General features: G+C 70.3%; 18 protein-coding genes. 6 read left to right on the top strand and 12 right to left on the bottom strand.

The window, feature by feature from the left end; translation table 11 throughout:
- Positions 1 to 52 precede the first annotated feature (52 nt).
- The gene (locus JIAGA_RS0111755; RefSeq protein ID WP_026875809.1) at positions 53 to 859 is read right to left on the bottom strand and encodes a UbiA family prenyltransferase; all 807 of its coding nucleotides are present in this window, start codon (positions 857 to 859) and stop codon (positions 53 to 55) included.
- A gap of 41 nt (positions 860 to 900) precedes the next feature.
- Between JIAGA_RS0111755 and JIAGA_RS0111750 the strand changes: the two genes are divergently transcribed.
- From JIAGA_RS0111750 to JIAGA_RS0111735, 4 genes are all read left to right on the top strand, one after another.
- A complete protein-coding gene (locus JIAGA_RS0111750) occupies positions 901 to 1,983 on the top strand; it encodes a type III polyketide synthase (RefSeq protein WP_026875808.1) in 1,083 nt (360 codons plus the stop codon).
- Positions 1,984 to 1,985: 2 nt separating this feature from the next.
- Positions 1,986 to 2,516: an isoprenylcysteine carboxyl methyltransferase family protein gene (locus JIAGA_RS0111745; RefSeq protein ID WP_026875807.1), complete on the top strand. Its 531-nt coding sequence runs from the start codon at positions 1,986 to 1,988 to the stop codon at positions 2,514 to 2,516.
- Positions 2,513 to 3,544 (top strand): NAD(P)/FAD-dependent oxidoreductase, encoded by a 1,032-nt coding sequence (locus JIAGA_RS0111740; RefSeq protein ID WP_026875806.1) that lies wholly within the window; start codon positions 2,513 to 2,515, stop codon positions 3,542 to 3,544. Before JIAGA_RS0111745 ends, JIAGA_RS0111740 begins: the two co-directional genes overlap by 4 nt.
- An 89-nt stretch (positions 3,545 to 3,633) precedes the next feature.
- Positions 3,634 to 3,894 (top strand): hypothetical protein, encoded by a 261-nt coding sequence (locus tag JIAGA_RS0111735; protein WP_157553036.1) that lies wholly within the window; start codon positions 3,634 to 3,636, stop codon positions 3,892 to 3,894.
- Between the two features lie 49 nt (positions 3,895 to 3,943).
- Here JIAGA_RS0111735 and JIAGA_RS0111730 read toward each other — a convergent pair whose 3' ends face one another.
- Complete coding sequence (locus JIAGA_RS0111730) at positions 3,944 to 4,300, bottom strand: STAS domain-containing protein (protein WP_281172686.1); 357 nt, start codon at positions 4,298 to 4,300, stop codon at positions 3,944 to 3,946.
- A gap of 186 nt (positions 4,301 to 4,486) precedes the next feature.
- Complete coding sequence (locus tag JIAGA_RS0111725; RefSeq protein ID WP_026875803.1) at positions 4,487 to 4,816, bottom strand: nuclear transport factor 2 family protein; 330 nt, start codon at positions 4,814 to 4,816, stop codon at positions 4,487 to 4,489.
- Positions 4,817 to 4,915: 99 nt separating this feature from the next.
- Between JIAGA_RS0111725 and JIAGA_RS0111720 the strand changes: the two genes are divergently transcribed.
- Complete coding sequence (locus JIAGA_RS0111720) at positions 4,916 to 5,491, top strand: GNAT family N-acetyltransferase (RefSeq protein WP_026875802.1); 576 nt, start codon at positions 4,916 to 4,918, stop codon at positions 5,489 to 5,491.
- Between the two features lie 30 nt (positions 5,492 to 5,521).
- Here the strand turns inward: JIAGA_RS0111720 and JIAGA_RS29250 are convergent, their stop codons facing one another.
- The 6 genes from JIAGA_RS29250 to JIAGA_RS0111690 all read right to left on the bottom strand — a co-directional run bounded on the left by JIAGA_RS29250 (position 5,522) and on the right by JIAGA_RS0111690 (position 13,042).
- Positions 5,522 to 7,411: a sialidase family protein gene (locus tag JIAGA_RS29250; RefSeq protein WP_051425991.1), complete on the bottom strand. Its 1,890-nt coding sequence runs from the start codon at positions 7,409 to 7,411 to the stop codon at positions 5,522 to 5,524.
- A 72-nt stretch (positions 7,412 to 7,483) separates the two neighbouring features.
- Complete coding sequence (locus JIAGA_RS29245) at positions 7,484 to 8,983, bottom strand: sulfatase-like hydrolase/transferase (protein ID WP_051425990.1); 1,500 nt, start codon at positions 8,981 to 8,983, stop codon at positions 7,484 to 7,486.
- A complete protein-coding gene (locus JIAGA_RS29240) occupies positions 8,980 to 9,918 on the bottom strand; it encodes a dihydrodipicolinate synthase family protein (protein WP_157553033.1) in 939 nt (312 codons plus the stop codon). The genes JIAGA_RS29245 and JIAGA_RS29240 overlap by 4 nt, the downstream gene beginning before the upstream one ends.
- Positions 9,919 to 9,960: 42 nt before the next feature.
- Positions 9,961 to 10,815: a carbohydrate ABC transporter permease gene (locus tag JIAGA_RS0111700; RefSeq protein WP_051425988.1), complete on the bottom strand. Its 855-nt coding sequence runs from the start codon at positions 10,813 to 10,815 to the stop codon at positions 9,961 to 9,963.
- On the bottom strand, positions 10,812 to 11,762 hold the full coding sequence (locus tag JIAGA_RS29235; protein ID WP_157553030.1) for a carbohydrate ABC transporter permease: 951 nt from the start codon (positions 11,760 to 11,762) through the stop codon (positions 10,812 to 10,814). Before JIAGA_RS29235 ends, JIAGA_RS0111700 begins: the two co-directional genes overlap by 4 nt.
- Positions 11,763 to 11,770: 8 nt before the next feature.
- Positions 11,771 to 13,042 carry an ABC transporter substrate-binding protein gene (locus tag JIAGA_RS0111690; RefSeq protein ID WP_026875800.1) on the bottom strand — a complete coding sequence of 424 codons (1,272 nt, stop codon included), beginning with the start codon at positions 13,040 to 13,042 and terminating at the stop codon, positions 11,771 to 11,773.
- A 208-nt stretch (positions 13,043 to 13,250) separates the two neighbouring features.
- On the opposite strand from JIAGA_RS0111690, the gene JIAGA_RS0111685 reads away from it, so the two are divergent.
- Positions 13,251 to 13,964 (top strand): FadR/GntR family transcriptional regulator, encoded by a 714-nt coding sequence (locus tag JIAGA_RS0111685; protein WP_026875799.1) that lies wholly within the window; start codon positions 13,251 to 13,253, stop codon positions 13,962 to 13,964.
- 30 nt (positions 13,965 to 13,994) lie between these two features.
- On the opposite strand, the gene JIAGA_RS34520 is transcribed toward JIAGA_RS0111685, so the two are convergent.
- From JIAGA_RS34520 to JIAGA_RS0111670, 3 genes are all read right to left on the bottom strand, one after another.
- Positions 13,995 to 15,797, bottom strand: coding sequence for a CapA family protein (locus JIAGA_RS34520; protein ID WP_157553027.1), 1,803 nt, complete (start codon positions 15,795 to 15,797; stop codon positions 13,995 to 13,997).
- 34 nt (positions 15,798 to 15,831) lie between these two features.
- Positions 15,832 to 16,938, bottom strand: coding sequence for a flavin-containing monooxygenase (locus JIAGA_RS0111675; protein ID WP_026875798.1), 1,107 nt, complete (start codon positions 16,936 to 16,938; stop codon positions 15,832 to 15,834).
- A 447-nt stretch (positions 16,939 to 17,385) separates the two neighbouring features.
- Entirely contained in the window at positions 17,386 to 18,969 is a 1,584-nt protein-coding gene (locus tag JIAGA_RS0111670) for an HD domain-containing phosphohydrolase (protein ID WP_157553024.1), read from the bottom strand.
- Positions 18,970 to 19,001: the final 32 nt, after the last annotated feature.

The following is a 19,001-nucleotide window of genomic DNA, read 5'->3' as shown; positions in this document are numbered from 1 at the left end:
GCTCGGCCGGGTCGCAGCGCGACGGATCTCGTCGCCCGCGGCGGACGTGGTCTCAGCTGCGCGACACGAGCAGCACCATGTCGACCAGCGCGATGGCCATCGCGGCTCGGAACGGCGTCGAACCACGCCCCCGCAGCGCCGCACCCGCCAAGAACGCGACGACGGCGAGGCCCACCCAGGACCACCACGGCGGCTTGCCGGGGGCGAGGACGACGAGCAGCGACGCGCCGACCAGCACGATCACGGCAGCCACGCGGGTACGGACCGACCCGAGTCGGTGCGGCAGGCCGCGCACACCCGTCGCGGCGTCGTCCTCCAGGTCGGGCAGCACGTTGACCAGGTGGGCACCGACGCCGAGAAGCGCACCGGCGCCGATCATCCATGCCGGCGGCCACTCGGGCGGGTCGAGGGCGAGGCTGACGACGGCGGGCAGGCACCCGAACGCGATCGCGTAGGGCAGCCACGAAAGAGCAGTCCGCTTCAGCGCCAGGTTGTACGCGTGGCCACAGCCGACCAGGAGCAGATGCATCATGCCGGCCGCCCATCCCAGTGCCAGCGAGAAGACCACGCACGCACCGCCTGCAACGCTCAGGGCGAGCCGCACCGTCCGGGCCGAGACCCGCCCGGCGGCCAGCGGTTTGTCGGTTCGGCCCACGGCTCGGTCCCGCTCGGCGTCGACGAGGTCGTTGGACCAGCCGATGGTCAGCTGGCCGGCGAGGACGGCCGCCACCACGAGTGCGATGCCACCTGGTCCATGGCCGAGGCGGGCGGCGAGCAGCCCGCTCAGCGCGGTCACCGCCGCGGTCGGCTCCGGATGGCACGCCCGGATGAGCCCCGTCGTCACCGCGCCCGCCATCATCGTCAGAGTTTAAAGGTGCAGAATTTGCCTACTAGGTGACGATGACGCGCATCCTGTCCGTCCGTGGCGCGCTGCCGGACCACAAATACGCCCAGGCGGACCTGACCGCCGAATTCACCGGCCTGATCGCCTCCGCCGGCCGGTACGACCGCGCACTGCTGGAACGCATCCATGCCAACGCCGGCGTGAGCACCCGGCACCTCGCCCTCCCGAAGGAGCGCTACGCGACCCTCGGCGATTTCGGCGCGGCCAACGACGCGTACATCGAGGCGGCCGTCGAGTTGGGCAGCCGTGCCGTCAGTGACGCGCTCGACCAGGCCGGTCTCGCTCCGAGCGACGTGGATCAGATCGTCTCGACCACCATCACCGGCATCGCGGTTCCGTCGTTGGAAGCCCGGATCGCCGGACGTATCGGCCTGCGCCCGGATGTGAAGCGGGTGCCGATCGTCGGACTCGGGTGCGTGGCCGGGGCCGCCGGGATCGCTCGGATCCACGACTACCTGGTGGGCCACCCCGGCGACGTCGCCGTCCTGCTCTCGGTCGAGCTGTGCTCGCTGACGGTGCAGCGTGACGACGCGTCCGTCCCGAACCTGGTCGCCAGCGGCTTGTTCGGCGACGGTGCCGCCGCCGTCGTGGCCGCCGGTGCGGAGCGGGCGGGCGAGCACGCATCGGCCGTCGGCCGGGTTCTGCCGGAGGTGCTGGCCAGCCGGAGCCGGCTCTACGAGGACAGCGAGCGCACGATGGGCTGGGACGTGGGCGCGACGGGGTTGCGGATCGTCCTGAGCGCCGACGTGCCCGACCTGGTACGAACGCAGGTCGGCGGTGACGTCGACCGATTCCTGGCCGACCGCGGGCTGCGGCGCTCCGACATCGAGTGGTGGGTGTGTCATCCTGGCGGGCCGAAGGTGCTGGAGGCCATGCAGGAGGCCCTGGGCGTGGCCCGCGACGCGCTCGCGCTCACCTGGGACTCCCTGGACCGCATCGGCAACCTGTCGTCGGCCTCGGTGCTGCACGTCCTCGCCGACACGCTCGAGCTGCGACCGCCCCGGCCGGGATCGTACGGGCTCCTGCTGGCCATGGGCCCGGGCTTCTGCCTCGAGCTCGTCCTCCTGCGGGCGGCCTAACCGTGAGCGAGGGACTGTTCACCGCACTGGTCGGCCTCATCGCGCTGGAACGGCTGGCGGAGCTGGTCGTCTCGAACCGCCACGCGGCCTGGAGCCTCGCCCGCGGCGGCGTCGAGTACGGACGGCGCCACTACCCGGTCATGGTCGTGCTGCACACCGGGCTGCTGGTGGGTGCCGTCGCCGAGGTGTGGATCCGCCGGCCGGAGTTCGTGCCGGCCCTCGGCTGGCCGATGCTCGCGCTCGTCCTGGCGGCACAGGGACTGCGGTGGTGGTGCATCGCGACCCTCGGGCGGCAGTGGAACACCCGTGTCATCGCGGTGCCGGGCCTCCCCCGGGTGGATCGCGGCCCCTACCGGGTGCTGCGCCACCCCAACTACGTCGCCGTCGTGGTGGAAGGCGTGGCGTTGCCGCTGGTGCACTCCGCGTGGATCACCGCGGCGGTGTTCACCGCCGCGAACGCCGTCCTGCTCGCCGTCCGCGTGTCCGTGGAGAACACGGCCCTGACCGCGCTCGCCGACGACCGCGCGACATGACGGACGTCATCGTCGCCGGCGGCGGCCCGACCGGACTGACGGCGGCTCTGCACGCGGCGCGGCGCGGACTCGATGTGCTCGTGTACGAGCCGCGGACGAGCCCGATCGACAAGGCCTGCGGCGAGGGCCTGATGCCCGGCGCGGTCGCCGAGCTGACCGAGCTCGGTATCCGGCTCGACGGACATCCGCTGCGCGGCATCCGTTACGTCGCGGGGCGGCGATCCGCCATCGCGGACTTCCGCTGTGGCCTCGGCCGTGGCGTCCGGCGCACCACGTTGCACAGCGCGCTGCAGGAGGCGGTCATGCGGGCCGGGATCCCCGTGGTGCCGCGTGCGGTCGACATGGTCGTCCAGCGCTCCGACGGCGTCGAGGTCGACGGCGCCCACGCCCGCTACCTGATCGCCGCCGACGGGTTGCACTCCCCGATCCGCCGCCGCCTCGGCCTGGACGTACCGGTCGCCGCGCCACGCCGATTCGGCCTGCGCCGGCACGTTCTGGTGCCGTCGTGGACCCACTACGTGGAGGTGCACTGGGCGCCGGCCGCCGAGGCGTACGTGACGCCCGTCGGCCATGACCTGGTGGGTATCGCGGTCCTGACCTCGACCCGGGCTCCGTTCGACGAGCATCTCGCGGCGTTTCCCGAACTTCGCGACCGGATCGCGGGCCGGCCGGCGACGTCCGTGCGCGGCGCCGGCCCGCTGCGCCAGCGTTCGCGGCGCCGTGTCGCCGGGCGCGTCCTGCTCGTCGGCGACGCCGCCGGCTACGTCGACGCGCTCACCGGTGAAGGAGTCGCTCTCGGCATGGCACAGGCACACGCCGCTGTAGCTGCCGTGTCGGACGGCGACCCGGAACGGTACGAGGCCGCGTGGCGCCGGCTGACCCGGCGCTACGAGCTGTTGACGCGGAGCCTGCTCGCCGTGACGTCGACGGCCGCGGGCCGCCGCTGCCTCGTCCCGCTCGCGGCCACCCTCCCCCGCCTGTTCGGAACCGCCGTCGACGCTCTCGCCCGGCCGGCGTCCGCAAACTGATCGCCGCCCCGGGGGTGATAAAGCCGACACGCCCTGAACTCGTCGGCGTTCCGGCGCTTCAAACGCGACGAAACGGGCACCTCCTTGGAATGACCGATGTGTTCCTGCCGTGCGGCGCATGCCGACGAGTGCGTGGCCACGAACGGGTGTGTGTCGGCCGGGCCGGCCACCAGCCGCCGCATCGCGACTACATGGGCGTGGAGTGGATCATGGACGGCGAGATCCAGGACACGCCGCTGGCGGACTTCGACCGCTACGCCACGGACCACGAGATCCCGCCCGAGGGGCTGGCCGAGGCGTTCGCTCACTGGCTCGACGGGTTCCGCACCCGTGAGGGTGACCCGCCGTGAACCGTGGCTGTCGACCGCGCCCGCGACGCGGCGTGGTCCCCGCCGTTGCCTACCGGCCGGACATCTCCGCATCGCGCGCCGCGAGCGCCGATTCCACGGCGTCGGCGAGATTCGCGTAATAGTTCAGCCGCGCGTCCAGGCCCGACCGGCGCAGCTGGCGCAGCAGCGCCCGGCTGGCGCCGGTCACGTGGACACTCGTCCGGTGCCGCGCCGCCTCGTCGTGCGCAGCGGTCAAGGCGCCCATGGCGGCCGTGGACAGCCGGCTCGTTCGCGACAGGTCGATGACGACGCCGTCCGAGGCGACCAGGTCGCAGAGAGTGCGCTGCAGCGGCAGCGCGGCGCCGACGTCGAACTCGCCGACGAGGCGGGCGATCACGCATCCGCCGAGTCGCTGCGTGGAGACCACGCCGGTTGGACCCGCCTCTGGAGCACCGCCCGACGGGCGACGTGTGGATGGAGAAACGGTCACGACATGTCCGTTCCCCGCCCGGCCGATTCCATGCGCGTGCGGTTCGCACCGGCTTTCGCATGTCGCCCGTACGCTGTGCCGACTATCGGCGCTCGGTGCCGCGCAGGCAGCGTTGCGGCGGTCTCAGCCCTCGCGGATCGTCATCGACGCGAGCTTGTCGCCGGCGACGCGGAAGTCGAACTGAGACAGGCCGTTGGCATGGTTGCTGCGCCAGTCGGCGATCACGGTGACCATGTCACCGTCGACAGCGGTCCGCTGCACGGTCATCGTTCCTCGTGCGCCGATGAACTCGCGGTCGCTCCACCGCTTGATCGCCTCCCGGCCGGTGAACGTGCGCCCCCAGTCGTCGACGAACCCGTCGCTGGTGAACGCGTCCAGGAAGCCGTCCTCGTCGTGCCGGTTCACCACGTCGATGAACGACGCGACCGGCTTCGGAAGGGTGTTCTCGGTCATGTGTCCGCCTCTCGTGTTGGTGCGCGCCCTGCGCCTGGGCCTAGATGCAACGCTTACCACGCCTCCGACGCCGTCGCTCGTGACAGCGACAATCGACACGTGACAGAGCAGCTGCCGCCATGGCCGACCGCGCCGCCGACGTACGGTTCAGTCGTCTTGCGTGAGTTCACCGACGACGACCTACACCTTGCCGTCGAGCTGGGGACCGACCCCTATGTTCCCCTCATCGGGAGCCTGCCCGCGTTCCCTTCAGCTCAGCAGGCCCTGGCGTGGATCCACCGGCAGCGCAACCGGCTCGCCGAAGGAGCCGGGTACTCCTTCGCCGTCGCCGATGCCGGCTCCGGCACCGCTGTCGGCGCGATCGGGTTGTGGCTGCAGAACCTGCCAGCAGGCCGGGCGACGGCGGGCTACTCGATTTCCCCCGCACACCGTGGCCGCGGCATTGCGAGCGACGCGCTGAGGGCGCTGACTGCGTTCGCCTGGACCATCCCTGCTCTCCACCGGATCGAGCTGTACATCGAGCCGTGGAACGACAGCTCGATCCGCGTCGCCGAAGCGTCCGGATACCTGCGAGAGGGCCTGCTGCACAGCCATCAGGAGATCGGCGGCACCCGCCGAGACATGGTGCTCTTCGCGACGACGCGGCCCGGTGACGCCGGCGTGGCGGCCCCGTGATCCGATACGGGGCCGCCACTTCGGCAACCGTCAGCGGGTGATCCGGTCCAGCGGAAGGTGCAGCACGGGCTCGGGGCCGGCCGGGGCGTCTCCGGCGGCCAGCGCTGCGATCTCGGCGGCACTGAGCGCCCGGTCGAACATCCACACGTCGTCGACGGCGCCGTTCAGCGGGTTGTTGATGCCGTCGACCCGGGCACCGACCCTGATGCCGGTGAGCGCGCCGGCCGACACGGATCCGGCGACCGGTGCGGACGATCCCCGTGCCTCGCCGTCGACGTACACGGTCACGGCATCGTCGCTGCGGGTGAGTGCGACATGGTGCCACTGGCCGTCGGCGTAGTCGCCCGTCGCGGGCACGAACCTGTTCTCTTCGCCCGTGTTGACGTGGGCCCGGATCCGGCCGAGGTTGGGCTCCAGCCGGATCCACCATTTCGCGTCACTGGCCCGGTTGGAATGTGCCCACACGATCGTCTGGAGGGCCGTGCTGTCGGTCCGGAACCAGGCCGCGGCCGTGAACGGGCCCTCGCCGAACTCGAGGGCGGGGTCGGAGGGGGCCTCGACGTAGTCGCCGGCCAGCTGAAGGCCCGAGCCGACCATGCCGCCCACGCGCCTGGGCGCGGCGCTGACCACGGCGTCGAGCCCGTTGCCGGACACGTCGGGTGTGGTCGCCGGCGGCGGGGCGGGGGTCTCCATCGTCGGCACGATCACCCGGGCGAAGCTGATCCGCTGGTGATAGGTCGGTGTGGCGCCCTCGGTCAGCCGGTCGCCGTTCTCGTAGAGCACGCCGAGCCTGCGCGCGCTTCCGTGGCCGTCGATCTGGACCAGGTCGGAGTAGCCCGCCGGCCCCTCGTAGACCACCGGGCCACGGACCCAGGTGTCGGCGTCGTCGAAGCTGGACCACAGCGTCAGGTTCTCCCGCGCGGTTCGATGCCCCGGCGCGGCGAACACGAGCCGCTCGCGCCGGTCGGCGTCGCGCGACAGGCCGACGATCGAGCCCTGGACGACGGGCGCGACGAGGTCCGGGATCTCCTGGTACGGCGTGTCGAACGTGGCGCCGCCGTCGCTGCTGGTGGTGCCGGCGCGGGCGCCGACGCTGGTGCCGTTCTGGTCGCGGGCGTTGAAGTAGAGCGTGCCGTCGCTGAGTTCGACGACGGTGTTCTCGTTCGGGTTCTCCACGCCCTCCGGTGTGGTGTCGACGCCGCCGAGGTGCCAGGTGGTTCCGCCGTCGTCGCTGTACAGCGAGTGCGCGCCGAACAGCCGGTCGTCGGTGCACGCGATGCCCGAGCCGGGTGGCGGCGCGGCCGAGTGGTTGCCCGGGACGACCAGCCGGCCGGCGTGCTCGCCCTGGGTGATCTGGATCTCGTGCCCGGGCCCGCCGACGAAGTGCCGCCAGTCGGCCGGCTTGACGTCGGCGGTGATCTCCACCGGATCGGACCAGGTCGCGCCGTGGTCGTCGCTGTACAGGATGAACGACCTGCGGGTCTGCTCGGCGTCGGCGCGGCCGCAGCGGATGTCGTCACCGGAGACGTCGCCACCGGTACGGGTGACGTTGAGGACGATGCGCCCGGTCCGCTCGTCGACGATCGGGACCGGGTTGCCGAACTTGTTCCCGCCGCCCGCGACGACCACCTGCAGCGGACCCCAGGTCCGGCCACCGTCCGTGGAGCGCTTGAGGACCAGGTCGATGTTGCCGTCGTCGCCCGGAGTGTCGACCCGGCCCTCGGCGAAGGCCAGCAACGTCCCGTCAGCGGCCTGGACGACCGCGGGGATGCGGAAGGTGTGGTAACCGTCCTGGCCCCGGCTGAAGACGGTGCTCTGCTCGATCGCGCGCTCCTGCACCGGCTCGGCGACCACGGCCGGCCAGCTCGCGCCGCCCGGCCCGCGGACCATTGCCAGGGCCAGACCGGCCAGGCCCGTCACCGCGAGCAGCCCGGTTCTGCGACGTGCCCTCGACGTCGTGCTCCTTCCTCGATGGGTGGGTCCGGCCGTGGCTCAGCCGCGCCAGGGAGCGAAGTCCGGACGTGCCGCCGACTCGGCCGCCCGGGCGGCGAACCAGTCGCGGTGCTCGGTGTGCCGGATCGGGTCGCGGGGCGGGACGTTGGGTGCGTCGATGGTCGGTGCGCCTTCGTCGAGGTGGACCGGTGGTGGCGTGTCGAACAGCACCCAGTTCGCCAGCGCGTCGCGCAGCTCGCCGATCAGCTGCGCGCAGGCCGGGTCGGCGATGCGGTTGTCCAGCTCGTACGGGTCGGCGGCCAGGTCGTAGAACGCGTCGCGGGTCGGGTCGTCGTACGCGAGCAGCTTGTGGGTCGCGGTGCGGGCCATGAACGCCGCGGGGCCGTGGCGGTTCTCCGCGAAGACGCAGGAGCGTGACTGTGACGGGTCGGCCAGGTCCCGTCCCGGCAACAGGTCCGCCGGCGCCAGGCCGGCCGCGGCGAGCACCGTCGGCGCCACGTCGATCAGCGAGACGAGCGACGCGTCCCGGCGCGAGGCGCGCGTACCGGGGAACTTCACCACCAGCGGCACCTTCGCCAGCGGGTCGTACATCGGCCCGTTCTTCAGCAGCAGGTGGTGGAAACCCAGGTACTCGCCGTGGTCGGAGGTGAACACGACGAGTGTGTCGTCGTACATCCCGCGGTCCCGGAGCCGGTCGAGCAGCAGCGCGATCTGGTGGTCGAGCTGGGTGATGGTGGCGTAGTAGTGCGCCATCACCGTGCGCAGCGTCGCCTCGGTCAGCCCGTCGTAGCCGAAGTACTCGTTCCCGTACCGCCGGTCCTGTTCCGGTATCGCTTCGGTCCAGCCGGGAAGGATGCTCAGCGCGTCGGGGTGATAGCGCTCGTCCCACGGCGCGGGCGGGTCGAAGGGATGATGCGGCTTGATGAAGGAGACGTGCAGCAGCTGACCGCCGCCGTCGGTCCAGGCGTCGAGCTCGCGCCGGGCCTGCTCACCGATCCAGGTGGTCGAATGCCACTGCTCCGGCAGGTCCGACCGGCCGGTGCCGTACGTCGTCCAGTACGCGGGCGCTGCTGAGGCGCGCAGTTGCTCTTCCTGGTCGAGCAGGTCCACCACCGGCGCCAGGCCGGCGGCGCGCAGGGCGCGGTGATAGTCGTCGTCGTACCGGCCGGGGCCGTGCTGCTCGGCCAGTACGAGGCGGTCGTAGCCGACGTCGAGGTAGGTGGGCGTGAAGTGCATCTTCCCCACCGCCGCCGTCCGGTAGCCGGCCCGCCGCAGCGCGCGGGGGAACGTGTCGATGCCCGGCGCCAGCGTGCTGCGGTTGGTCCAGCCGCCGTGCTGGTGCACCGGGCGGCCGGAAAGCAGGGAATACCTCGACGGCGTACACACCGGCAGCGGGCAGAACGCCTCGGTGTAGAGCACCCCGTCGGCCGCCAGGGAGTCCAGAGCCGGGGTCTCGACGTCGGGGTTGCCGGCCGCACCGGTACAGTCCCAGCGGAACTGGTCGGCCTGGATGACCAGGACGTTCGGCCGGGTGGTCATCGGCTCGACGCGGGGGCGAGGAGCCCGAGCGCGTCGAGCCGGTCGCGCAGTTCGGCCACCTGTGCCGGGCCCGGCGACCTCAGCGGTGGCCGGGTCGGACCGCAGTCCGGACCGACCAGGTTCGCGGCGGCCTTGAACCCGGCGAGCTCGCCGCCGTAGGCGCTGGCCGTGTCGATGGCCGACTGGGCCAGGAGCTGACAGGATCGCGCTTCGCTCAGCTCACCGTGCGCGACGTGTTCGATCATGCGCAGGAAGACGGGAGCGGCGAAGTTGTACGCCGAGCCGATGGCGGCGCGGGCGCCGATGCCCATCGTCGCGAGAAGCAGCCGGGCGCTGCCGACGTACATCTCGTGGCTGTCCCCCGCCAGGTGCAGACATCGCTGCAGGTCTGCGAGGTCGTCGTGGGCGAACTTGATCCCGGCGAAGGTGGGGACGCGCTCCCGGGCGGCCACCAGCACCTCGCTCGCCGGCACGGTCACGCCGGTGACGCCGGGGATGTGGTAGTAGATGAACGGGACGTCCGGCGCGGCCTGCGTGACCTGCGCGAAGAAGTCGGCAACCGCGGCGGCGTCCGCCGGCCGGTGGAAGTACGGCGGCACGGCCGAGATCGCCTGCACTCCGGCGTCCCGGGCGTGTGCGGCCAGGTTGCGCGCTTCGGCGAGGCTCGTGTGCCCGACGTGCGCGATGACGTCGAACCGGCCGGCCGCCACCTCACACCACCGCTCCAGCAGGGCCATCCGCTCCGCCGTGGTCATCGACGCGCCCTCGCCTGCAGTACCGCCCACGTAAACACCGCGTGAGCCCCAGTCCGCGAGGGTGTCGGCTTGGTCGCCGACGACGCCCAGGGCCAGGCTGCCGTCCGGCCCGAAAGGGGTGAACACGGCCGTCAGCAGGGTCATCGCCGAGCTGCCGGCGGCATGGTTCAAGGTGGTCAAAGCGGGGCCCTTTCTCACGGATTTCATCTGATGTGTCGGCGGTCAGGTCTTCGTGGCGCCTTCGGTCAGTCCCGCGACGACGTATCTCTGCAGGAAGATGAACGTCGCGATGACCGGCAATGCGATGACCGCCGACACGGCCATCAGGTCGTTCCACCGCACGCCGTAGGCGTTGGTGATCTCCGACAGCACCACCGTGATCGGCTGGATGGCGTCGTCGGTGGCCAGAGCCAGGCCGAACACGAACTCCCCCCAGGCGCCCAGGAAGCTGATCACCGTCACGGTGACCATGCCCGGCCGGCTCATGGGAAGGGCGACCCGCCAGAATGCGGTGAACTCGTTACAGCCGTCGATCTTGGCCGCCTCGACCACCTCGGTCGGCACGCTCAGGTAGTACGGCCGCAGGATCGTGACCGCGAGCGGGATGGCCAGCGCACAGTTGGCGATGATCAGCCCGGCATAGGAGTTCACCAGGCCGGCGCTGCTGAACAGGACGAACATGGGCAGCGCCAGGTTCACCGACGGCACCATCTGCACGATCAAGAACAGCATCAGGATGACCGGCAGAAACGGGATCCGCAGCCGGGCGAGCCCGTACGCCGCCGGCAGCGCGATCAACAAGGTGACCGAGGTCGTCCCGACCGCGACGATCCCGCTGTTGATGAGCCCGCGAGCGATGTCGGCGTCGGAGAACACCGCGTTCACGTAGGACGCGACGGTGGGCGGCAGCGGAACCAGGTCCGGCGGCACCGCGAAGATGTCGCCGGCCTCCTTGAAGGAGGTGTTCAGCATCCAGTAGACGGGGATCAGGTACACGACCGTGACCACCAGCCCGGCGATGGCCAGCCAGCGGCGCTGGCGTCGTACCCGTGCGGACGCGACGACGACGGCGCTCATGCCCGCTCCTCCGATCGAATGGCGCGGAAGTACACGAGTGACAGCACGATCGGCACGACCATCAGCACGACGGTCGCAACCGCGGCGGTGTCGAATCGCGAGAACGCGAACGCCTCGTTGTAGGCGTACACCGGAAGGGTCTCGGTGGCGCCGCCCGGCCCGCCGCCGGTCATCAGGAAGATCGTGTCGAACGTCTTGAACGTGAAGATGAAGATCAGCAGGATCGCGGTCAGGCTGACCGGTCGCAGCAACGGCAGCGTGAGCCGGCGGAACTGCTGCCACGGCGAAGCGCCGTCGATCCTCGCCGCTTCGTACAACGTGGGCGAGATGCCTTCCATGCCGGCCGACAGCAGGATCATCGCCAGCGGCCCGAAGCTCCACGCCGTCGCCAGGATCACCGCGATCACCGCCGTGGTGGGCTGACCCAGCCAGAACACGTCCCCGTCGATCAGCCCGAGCGCGCTGAGCACGGCGTTGAGCAGGCCGTAGCTTCCGTCGAGCAGCCACCGCCAGACGTTGGCGCTCACAACGGTCGGCAGCACCCAGGCGACCAGGATCACCGCGCGGAGGATGTTCCGGCCCCGATAGGCCCGCCGGAAGATCAGGGCGAGGCCGAGGCCGAGCAGGAACGTCAGCGCGACCGTGCCGAACGCATAGACGAGCGACACCCGCAACGAGTGCCAGAACTGCGGGCGGCCGAACTGGTCGGCATAGTTGTCCAGCCCGACGAACGCGGCCCCGCCCCTGGTCACCTCGCGCATGCCGACGTCGAAGAAGCTCTGGGTGACGTTGTAGAGCAGCGGATAGACGACGGTCGCGGCGACGTAGACGGCGGCGGGTGCGACGAACAGGAGTCCGCGCCAGTTCCGGCGTCGCCGGGGCCGGCGTGCCCGGGACGGCGGCGTCACCGTCGCCGTCCCGGTCGGTTCCCCGGTGATACGTGTCACGACGGAGCTCACGAACCCGCGATGGCTTCGTCGATGCCGGCCTGCGCCGTCGCGGCGGCATCCGCCGCGCTGGCCGAGCCGCTGACGGTGGCCTGCAGCGCCTCCTGCACGAGGACCAGCATCTCCTCGGAGTTCGCGGCGATCTCGCCCTCCGGCGCCCAGGCGTTCTCGAGCTGGTCGGCGAACTTCTTGCGGATCGGGTCCTCCACGGCACCCGGGACGTCGTTGCGCGCGGGGAGCTTGTTGCGCGCGGGAAGGTACGTCTCGAGCACGTCCGGCTGCTGCAGGTAGGTGATGAGGTCCCAGGCGAGATCCTCGTCGCCGCTGCCCTCGGCGATGGTCAGGTTCTCGGCAGACAGGAACGTCCTGCTCGTCTCGTCGGCAGGCATCGGTGCCACGTCCCAGTTCAGGTCGGGCACCTCCTCGCGCAGGATGTTGACGTACGTCGCCGAGTTGATCATCAGCGCGGCCTGGCCGGTGGCGAAGTGGTTCTTGGCATCGTCCTCGCTCCAGGTCAGGAAGCCCTCGGACAGGCCGCCGTTCTCGACCATCCGCGTGAACGACTCCAGGGCCTCGACGCCGGCCTCGTCGCCGAACGTCTCCAGGTCGCCCCCGGCGGCAAGGGCCCGCAGCAGGATGCCGGTCGCACCTTCGGCGCCTTCCCTGCCGGACACCGCGAGGCCGTACTTCGCGCCGTTCTGGGCGAGCGCGGCGGCGGCCGCCTCCATGTCGTCCCACGTCTGCGGCGGCTCGATGCCCGCGGCGGTCAGCAGGTCGGCGTTGTAGTACACGGCGTAGTCGTCAGCGACGTGCGGGATGCCGTAGGTCGCGCCGTCCACCTGGGTGGTCTGCCAACTCGTGGGGTAGTACGCGTCCTGCTCGCCCCACTCCTCGACCCGATCGGAGAGGTCCTGGATGATCTCGGCCTCGGCCATCTGCTGGGTGTCGAAGGCGTTGATCAGCGCGATGTCGGGCAGATCGTCCGCCGCGGCAGATTGCTGCAGGGTGCGGTTGAAGTCCGGGAAGGGGACATGGCGGACATCGATCTCGACGTCGTTGGCGGCCGCGAACTCGTCGAGCGCGGCTTCGAGCGGAACGTTGTGCGGCTCGCCGTAGTAGTGCATGAACGAGATGACGCCGTCGCCTTCAGCCGTCGCGTCGTCGTCGCCGGAGTCGTCGCCTCCACCGCCGAGGCTGCCGCATGCGGTCAGCGACGCCGCGAGTCCGGTGACGAGCGAGACCGTGACAAGACGGGTTCGCGCAAATGGAGTGATGCGCATGGGGTTGTCCTTCCTGATGTAACGGCGTAGATCGCGGCGACGGTCTCGGTGGTGGACGCCCACGTATCGGCGGCGGACAGGTCGCCGGCCAAGGCAGGGCCGTCGGACGACAGGCCTGCGGCGATTAAGCGTTCGGATCCTGCTAGACATCCTACAAGTGGCGACCGTAGGATGTAGCTTACGGAACTGTCAAGAGGGTGGACGTGACTTGAGCGAAACAGAGCAGGAGCCAGCGTTCCGGCGCCTGGAGCCGCTTCCTCCGCTGCACAAGACCGTGCAGGAGGAGATCCGGCACTACATCATCAAGCAGGAGCTGCGCCCCGGCGACCCACTCAAACCCGAGGCCGAGCTGGCGCGGCTGTTCGGCGTGAGCCGCAACTCCGTGCGCGAGGCGGTCAAGGCACTGGAGTCCACAGGCGTCCTCGAGACGCGCCGCGGCAGCGGGGTCTACATCAAGGACTTCTCGTTCGCTCCGCTCCTGGACAACCTCCCGTACGGCCTGATGCAGGGGCGGCGGGCGCTCAGCGAGCTGGTCGCGCTGCGCAAGGCGCTCGAGGCCGGCATGATCGCCGACGCCATGCAGGCGATCACGCCGCAGCGGATCGCCGCGCTACGCGACGTGCTGGCCGCCATGGGCGAACGCGCCGACCACGGCGAGGACTTCGCCGACCAGGACCGCGAGTTCCACCGGCTGCTCTTCGCCGACCTGGGCAACGAGATGCTCCTGCAGCTCTTCGACCTGTTCTGGCAGGCCTACAACCGTGCCGCTCCCCCGGTTCACGGCCGCGACCCCCGGCGGATACACCAGCTGCATGCCGACATCGTCGAGGCCGTCGTCAGCGGCGACGCCGAGCGAGCCCGCGACGCGGTCCGGCAGCACTACGTCGGCATCGAGGAACGCGTGAGCGACGCCGCGTCCTGAATCGCTCCGCGGAGCTCTGGTCGAAGGCATTCAGTTGGCGGGGGCGCTGAAGTGCTGGAAGTCGGGCTCGGAGAACAGGCCGCCCCATTCCCATCCGATCCGGTCGAACTCCTGGCGCACGACGTCGCCGTCACGGATGACCCCGGGGATCGACGGAGCGTCCTCGGCGCGGTCCACGTTCAGGAACGGCCGGGCGGAGGCGGGCCGCACGTCGCCGCCGACGACGTATGGGTTCTGCACCGGGTTGATGTCGATGGCTCGTCCGTAGGCGTGGTTGGACCAGTTCGACTGGCCCGCGACTCGGCGGCAGTTGTAGCCGGAGGTGTTGTTGGCGGCCATGGATCTGTCGTCGTCGCCGCCGTACTCGTCGATGAGCAGCATCCGCTCGATGGGGAACCGGGCGGCGTACAGCGCCTCGAACACGCTGACGACGTCAGCCGCGACGTCCGCGTGCACCACCAGCTCGCCGCGGTGGGCGCGGCCGTCGAACCCGACGTGGGTGACCACGAGGTGGCGTAGGTCCGCGAGCGGGACCGGGCACCTCACGGGGTCGTGGCTGCGCATGCCGAGGCTCACCGACGGGCCGATCGGGTCGACCGACGACGCGAAGTCTGGAAGCCTCTCCTCGGCGCCGGCCGGATCCGGCTGTGGCTCGGCGGCAGCCGCCGCGCCGGGGCCGGGCCCGGGCTGCAGGTCGGTGCATCCGCGCAGGTCCTGCCATTCGTTGACAGCTTCGGAACGCGCACTGCCGGTGAGCGGAACCGGGCCACCACCCTCGGGACGGATCAGGCCGGGCAACCACTCGTCCCCGACGACCTCGCCGTCGCGGACGGACAGCCGCAGCACGCCGGTCGCCGACTCCCGGCCGTGATACCAGTGGAAGTTCCCGAGCCCGTAGCTGACGTAGGTGGAGTCCCGCAGGCCGGCGCCGACGAGCGTGTGGGCATGGGACCCGACCACGATGTCCGCACCGGCACCGCTGAGCGTCCTGGCCAGGGTCTCCTGCGCCACCGTCGAGCAGGCGTTGTGCTCCTCGCCCCAGTGCAGGTAGACGATCACGAGGTCGTCCGTCTGCGCGGACTCACGGACGGCGGACGCGAGCGTCGCGGCCCCTGGACCGCTCGCAGACGCGATGCCGGGCCCGGTTCCGGGCCCGGCCGCCCAGATGGCGTCCGCACTCTCGCGCGGTGAGGCATCGGCGGCGTGGACGGCGATGTCCGTGCCCTTCACCCTGACGCGGTGCGGCGCGAACGCCTGCCGGTCGTGGCGTCCGACGCCGACGACGGCCACCTCGCCGGCCTCGGCCGCCAGAATGGTGTCGTTCAGGCCGACCGAGCCGAAGTCCGCCCCGTGGTTGTTCGCCACGGACACGACGTCGACGCCGGAGCGGGCCAGTACATCCAGTGCGGCCGGCCCGGTGCGGAACCAGTAGCGGTTCGACGGGTCCTCGAGCTCCTTGCCGGCCGGCTCGCCTCGCAGCGTCACCGCCGACTCGAGGTTGACCATCGCCAGGTCCGCGGCGAGCAGGATGTCCGACATCGGGCCGAGGGTGGCGTCGGGGCTCGACGGCAGCTCGCGGTACGCCCCCTCGAAGTGGACGTCACCGGCAAAGGCGAGCTGCACCGTCGCCGGCGCGGCGGCCGGTGCCGGAGCGGCTGGAGCGGCCGGAGCGGCCGGAGCGACCCGCGGCAGCGGAGACGTCGCCGCGAGGCCCGCTGCCGAACGCTTGTCCGGGCTCGTCGCCGGCACCGGCCCGACGGGGGTCTGCCCACCGGCGACGAGTGAAGCCGCGGCGATGCCCGCCACCAGAGCCAGGCGATGACGTCTCGGCATGCCACCATCGTAAAAACGGAAAGTCACGAAATTCTCAGACTGGCCTGACCAGTGCCGGGCTTCGTCGAGAGGACTGCGCGATCGCGTCGGCGATGCGCGCCGCGTCGCGACCCACCCCATGCACCTGAGACGACGACACCGCATAGAGGAGCTTCAACCCGACGAAGTAGAGGCCGGGTTCGTCGTGGACGACGCCACGGTCATGGCGTGGCGCGCCGTTCACCAGGACCGGGAGATCGATCCACGAGAACCCGGGATCGAACCCGGTGCACCAGATCACGTTGGGCGCGTCGATCAGGCGTCCGTCCTCCAGCAGTGGCAGACCGTCCTTGGCATCGGTGACCCGCGCGACACGCTCGACGCCCGCGGCCGCCAGGTCCTTGGACTTGACGCGCAACAACGGTTCGGCCATGGACCGGTGCTTGGCGTGGAACTTCCTGCCCATCGGGGTTCTGGTGGTCAGCAGGCGGTGGAAGACGACTCTGCCGATGAACGGCATCAGCAATCGGCCCACCGTCGACTCGGGACGGAACGGAATCTCAGCGACGCGCGGTCCAGCCATCCACACGTGCCGATCGCGACAGAGCTCGTAGGCGATCTCCGCACCGGAGTTGCCCCCGCCCACGATGAGAACCCCGCCCGCCTGAAGCTGTGATGGGTTGCGGTACTCGCTCGAATGGAGTTGGACGATGCCCGGGTCGAGTTCGGACGCGAACGCCGGCCGCTCAGGCCGTTGCCATGACGACATGGCCACCACCACATGGCCGGCGTCGAACTGCTGGACGCCTGCGGTCACCAGGAACCGGTCGCCTCGCCGGCGCAATCCGTCGACGCGAACGCCCAGCCGGATCGGCAGCTCGAAGCGCGAAGCATACGACTCCAGGTAGTCGGCCATGTCGTCCTTGGTGGCAAACGAGTGCGGGGGCGCCGGAAACGGCATGCCGTCCAGTCCGTTGAGCCGGCTCGGAGTGAACAGGCGAAGGGAATCCCATCGTGTGCGCCAGGCGTCCCCGACCCGTTCGTGAGCATCGACGATGACGAACGGGACGCCTCGCTGCGCCAGGTGGTACCCGACTGAGAGGCCGGCCTGACCACCACCGATGACGATGGTGTCGATCGATTCAGCAGTGAGTGCGCGCATGGTGCTACCTCCTTGAGGCGATCCGCGGTCGGGTGGACGAGTGGAAGCGGGCCGGCCGGAGCGACCAGGCCGTTCCAGCGCGCGAAGCTGTAGACCTGGACGGCCGCGGATGTCGCGCAACCGGGGACGAAGCCGACCTGGCCAGTGACCAGGGCGTAGGCGATCCACGGAGGCTGAACCGACGCTCCGAGCAGCCAGCCCCACCATCGGTCGGAGCCGACCGACCACAGGGCCAGGACCTGCAGCCCGGTCAGCAGCCACGGCCAGTAGGACGGAGCACCGATGCGGGTTGCCGAGCCCCATGCCGATGCCACCACCGTGGCGGAGCCGGCCAGACTCAGAAGAGCAGCCGCCATGAGGCGGCGCTGTGCCTGACTCCGCTCGAATGCGGCGTCCGCGCTGTGGCTGGTGATGCTCCACATGCCCGGAAAGCTACGGCCAGCAGCATCAGGACGAAATGGGGAATTCTCCCCACGACATCAGGCCGTGCTCCATGGCGTAGAGGGTGGCGCCCGCGCGGGTCGACACGTCCATCTTGCGGTAGGCGCTCTGGATGTGGTGATCGGCCGTCTTGGCCGATATCCCCAGCCGCCGGGCCACCTGCTTGGTCTGGAGCCCGCGGCTGATGAGACCGATGACCTCTGCTTCGCGCTCGGTGAGTCCGGCGGGCCACTCGACCTGAGGAACCCGCTGGCCGGCCGCTTCTACGACGGCGGCGACGCAACCAGGGTCGAGTTTTCCCTGTTTGGCTTCTCGACGTAGCAGCTCAGCGACGTCGGCGGGCGTGTGCGGTTGCCTATACGGCCGCGACTCGATTTTGGCGTGGAACGCGTCGGCGACGGCGAGGAGCCGGGCCTGCGGTGACAGCGAGGCGGCCGTGGCGCCCTGGCTGTAGCCCGAACCGTCGAGACGTTCGTGATGTCCGCACGCCACACCGGCCATGTCGTGCAGGAACGGTGACCGCGAGAGAACCCGTCCGGTGTGGTACGGATGCAGCCTGACCTGTTCCCACTCGTCGGCGCTCAAGCGTCCCGGCTTCAGCCAGATGCGCGGATGAACGGCGACTCGTCCGACGTCATGCACCAGTGCGGCTCGGCGAAGGTCGCGGACGTTGGTGGCGTCGAATCCCACGAGTTCCGCGGCGTCGGCGACCAGCTGCGCGACGCCGGACGTGTGGCCGGCCAACCATGGCGAGACGAGATCGGCGAAGTCACCGATGGCGGCCAGGGCCCCGTCGATCGATGTGCCGGACAGCACCAGCTGTGGCTGTGGTTCGGCAGCAAGGACGGCGTCCCACGCCGATGGCGCAGGGTCGGGCGCGCCCAGGACCTCGTCTGCGTGATCGGCAAACGCATTGGCGACCACTGGATCGAATGCATGTCCGGCACGTTCGCGAATGGTGGCGACGGTCTGTTCGTCGTCAGTGATCAGCCGTTGTACCGCGGCGTCACGGGCGACATGAACAATGCGCAGCGGCAACGGCAGGTCGTCGCCTTCGGCCCGGCGCAATGCTCCGTTGCCGTCCCAGCGATCGGTCACACGATAGAACGCGCCACGGACCGCCGGAGACATGCCGAGCCGGTGCGCAATCATCTGGGCTACTTCGCAAATAGCCGCGAAATGTGGCCGCAGAAAGCTGGCCGCCTTGGGCAGCCCGGTGGCGATCTCGTACGCACGCCGGAGCGGCGGACTGTCCGGCGACGAAACCGCGCGCGTCACACCGCCCAGACGCTGCGTCAGCGAACCGAACTGGACCGGCATCAGGTTCATCGTCGCGCCACCGGCGAAGATCCGCGAATGCTGTTCGACATCGGTCGTACATCCGGAATACATGAGAAGACTGAGATAGTACGTATCCGATGCGGTCTCCGCGTCCACATCGAGCAGCTCCGCGAGCCGCATCGTCATGAGCGTGGCCTGCAACCCGTGCTCGAAAGGAAAGCCCATACCAAGGTCCGTCGCCAGGCACATCGCTGCGACGAATTCAGCAGTGCGGCAACGATCGTCGACCGAGCAGCCATTCTCGATCACCGCACCAACACTACTCCGGCATCGAAAGTGCG

It is taken from the genome of Jiangella gansuensis DSM 44835, assembly GCF_000515395.1.
Classification (GTDB): domain Bacteria; phylum Actinomycetota; class Actinomycetes; order Jiangellales; family Jiangellaceae; genus Jiangella; species Jiangella gansuensis.
This window is presented reverse-complemented; position numbering and strand designations above follow the sequence as displayed.